General features: G+C 47.6%; 2 rRNA genes. Both read left to right on the forward strand.

The features are described 5' to 3' along the window. The first annotated feature begins 47 nt into the window (after nucleotides 1-47). Nucleotides 48-2,869 (forward strand): 23S ribosomal RNA (locus AWE51_RS18265). Nucleotides 2,870-2,994: 125 nt separating this feature from the next. Beyond that, a 5S ribosomal RNA gene (rrf, locus tag AWE51_RS18270) occupies nucleotides 2,995-3,102 on the forward strand. Nucleotides 3,103-3,104: the final 2 nt, after the last annotated feature.

Genomic DNA, 3,104 nt, shown 5'->3' on the forward strand with positions numbered 1-3,104 from the left:
ATCTTCGGATTGATATCAAAAAACTAAAAGAGCAAGTTAAGCAAGACGCATAAGCTAATTAAGGGCGTATGGGGAATGCCTAGGCTCTCAGAGGCGATGAAGGACGTGATAAGCTGCGAAAAGCTGCGGGGACTGGCACATACAGACTGATCCGCAGATATCCGAATGGGGCAACCCAGTATGTTGAAGACATATTATCCTTTCGAGGAGGCGAACCCGGAGAACTGAAACATCTAAGTACCCGGAGGAGAAGAAAACAAAAGTGATTCCGTTAGTAGTGGCGAGCGAACGCGGACTAGCCCAAACCATATTTGTTACGGCAGATGTGGGGTTGTAGGACTACGATATTTGAACTATAATGAATTAGAACACTTTGGAAAGAGTGGCCATAGACGGTGATAGCCCGGTATAAGTAAAGCGTAGTGAGATAGTAGTATCCTGAGTAGTGCGGGACACGTGTAATCCTGTATGAATTTGGCGGGACCATCCGTTAAGGCTAAATACTCCTGAGAGACCGATAGTGAACCAGTACCGTGAGGGAAAGGTGAAAAGAACCCTGAATAAGGGAGTGAAAAAGATCCTGAAACCATACGCTTACAAGCGGTCGGAGCGCATTTATGTGTGACGGCGTGCCTTTTGCATAATGAGCCTACGAGTTACTTTTACTAGCAAGGTTAAGTTGTTCAGCAACGGATCCGTAGCGAAAGCGAGTCTGAATAGGGCGATATAGTTAGTAGTAGTAGACGCGAAACCGTGTGATCTACCCTTGGGCAGGTTGAAGCTTTGTTAACCCAAAGTGGAGGACCGAACCCGTTGACGTTGAAAAGTCTTGGGATGACCTGAGGGTAGGGGTGAAAGGCCAATCAAACTCGGAAATAGCTCGTACTCCCCGAAATGCATTTAGGTGCAGCGTTGATTTATAGTTTTATAGAGGTAGAGCTACTGATTGGATGCGGGGGCTTCACCGCCTACCAATTCCTGACAAACTCCGAATGCTATAAAATGTTAATCAGCAGTGAGGGCATGGGTGCTAAGGTCCATGTCCGAGAGGGAAAGAACCCAGACCATCAGCTAAGGTCCCAAAATATATGCTAAGTTGAAAAAACGCGGTTGAACTGCTTAGACAGCTAGGATGTTGGCTTGGAAGCAGCCATTCATTTAAAGAGTGCGTAACAGCTCACTAGTCGAGCGGTTCGGCATGGATAATAATCGGGCATAAGCATATTACCGAAGCTATGGGATAGAAATATCGGTAGGGGAGCATTGTAGTGGCGTTGAAGGTGATTCGCGAGGATTGCTGGAGTAGCTACAAAAGAAAATGTAGGCATAAGTAACGATAATGCGGGCGAGAAACCCGCACACCGAAAGACTAAGGTTTCCTCAGCTATGCTAATCAGCTGAGGGTTAGTCGGGCCCTAACGCGAACCCGAAAGGGGTAGTGGATGGACAACAGGTTAATATTCCTGTACCTGCTCACATTAAAAGTGACGGAGGCGAGAAGTTAGTGCGTACTGACGGAATAGTACGTTGAAGGGAGTAGTAATACCCCGATAGTACACTAAGACTACGGTCGAGGTGATAATCTAGCAAATCGACTTCCAAGAAAACCAAGTGAAGCAGCCCGTACCGTAAACCGACACAGGTAGTTGGGATGAGAATTCTAAGGTGCTCGAGAGATTCATGGCTAAGGAACTAGGCAAAATCGACCCGTAACTTCGGGAGAAGGGTCGCCCATCTTCGGATGGGCCGCAGTGAATAGGTCCAGGCGACTGTTTATCAAAAACACAGGGCTATGCTAAATAGAAATATGATGTATATGGCCTGACACCTGCCCGGTGCCGGAAGGTTAAGAGGAGATGTTAGCTTCGGCGAAGCATTGAATTGAAGCCCCGGTAAACGGCGGCCGTAACTATAACGGTCCTAAGGTAGCGAAATTCCTTGTCGGGTAAGTTCCGACCTGCACGAATGGTGCAACGATCTGGACACTGTCTCAGCCATGAGCTCGGTGAAATTGTAGTATCGGTGAAGATGCCGGTTACCCGCTGTGGGACGAAAAGACCCCGTGAACCTTTACTATAGCTTAGTATTGACTTTGGATAAGTAATGTGTAGGATAGGTGGGAGACTTTGAAGTGGCGTCGCCAGGCGTCGTGGAGTCATTGTTGAAATACCACCCTTTGCTTATTCGAAGCCTAACATCGCGAGATGGACAGTGCTTGGTGGGTAGTTTGACTGGGGTGGTCGCCTCCAAAAGAGTAACGGAGGCTTCTAAAGGTTTGCTCAGTACGGTTGGTAATCGTGCGTAGAGTGCAATGGCATAAGCAAGCTTGACTGAGAGAGATACAGCTCGATCAGGTACGAAAGTAGAGCATAGTGATCCGGTGGTTCCGCATGGAAGGGCCATCGCTCAAAGGATAAAAGGTACTCCGGGGATAACAGGCTGATCTCCCCCAAGAGCTCACATCGACGGGGGGGTTTGGCACCTCGATGTCGGCTCGTCACATCCTGGGGCTGGAGAAGGTCCCAAGGGTTGGGCTGTTCGCCCATTAAAGTGGCACGCGAGCTGGGTTCAGAACGTCGTGAGACAGTTCGGTCTCTATCTACAGTGGGCGTTAGAAATTTGAGTGGATCTGACTTTAGTACGAGAGGACCGAGTTGGACGAACCGCTGGTGTATCTGTTGTCTCGCCAGAGGCACTGCAGAGTAGCTACGTTCGGAAGGGATAAGCGCTGAAAGCATATAAGCGCGAAACCCACCACAAGATGAGATTTCTTTAAAGGGTCGTGGGAGACTACCACGTTGATAGGCTATAGGTGTAAAGGCAGTAATGTCATAGCCGAGTAGTACTAATAACCCATAGGCTTATGCGCCTGAATTGCTTTTTACAAGCTTATTTTAGTAACTCTTTAGTGTATTTAAATCAATATGTCAACTTATTAGGTTAGTAGTGTGTTTATGAAATAGTATTTCATAGGTATAGGTACTAATAAAGATTTAAGGTGGTTATAGCAACGGGGCTCACCTCTTACCATTCCGAACAGAGAAGTTAAGCCCGTTAGCGCCAATGGTACTACAATCGTGGAAGAGTAGGTCGCCGCCTTCTTT

Origin of the sequence: Aquimarina aggregata, assembly GCF_001632745.1 — a bacterium.
GTDB classification, from domain to species: Bacteria; Bacteroidota; Bacteroidia; order Flavobacteriales; family Flavobacteriaceae; genus Aquimarina; species Aquimarina aggregata.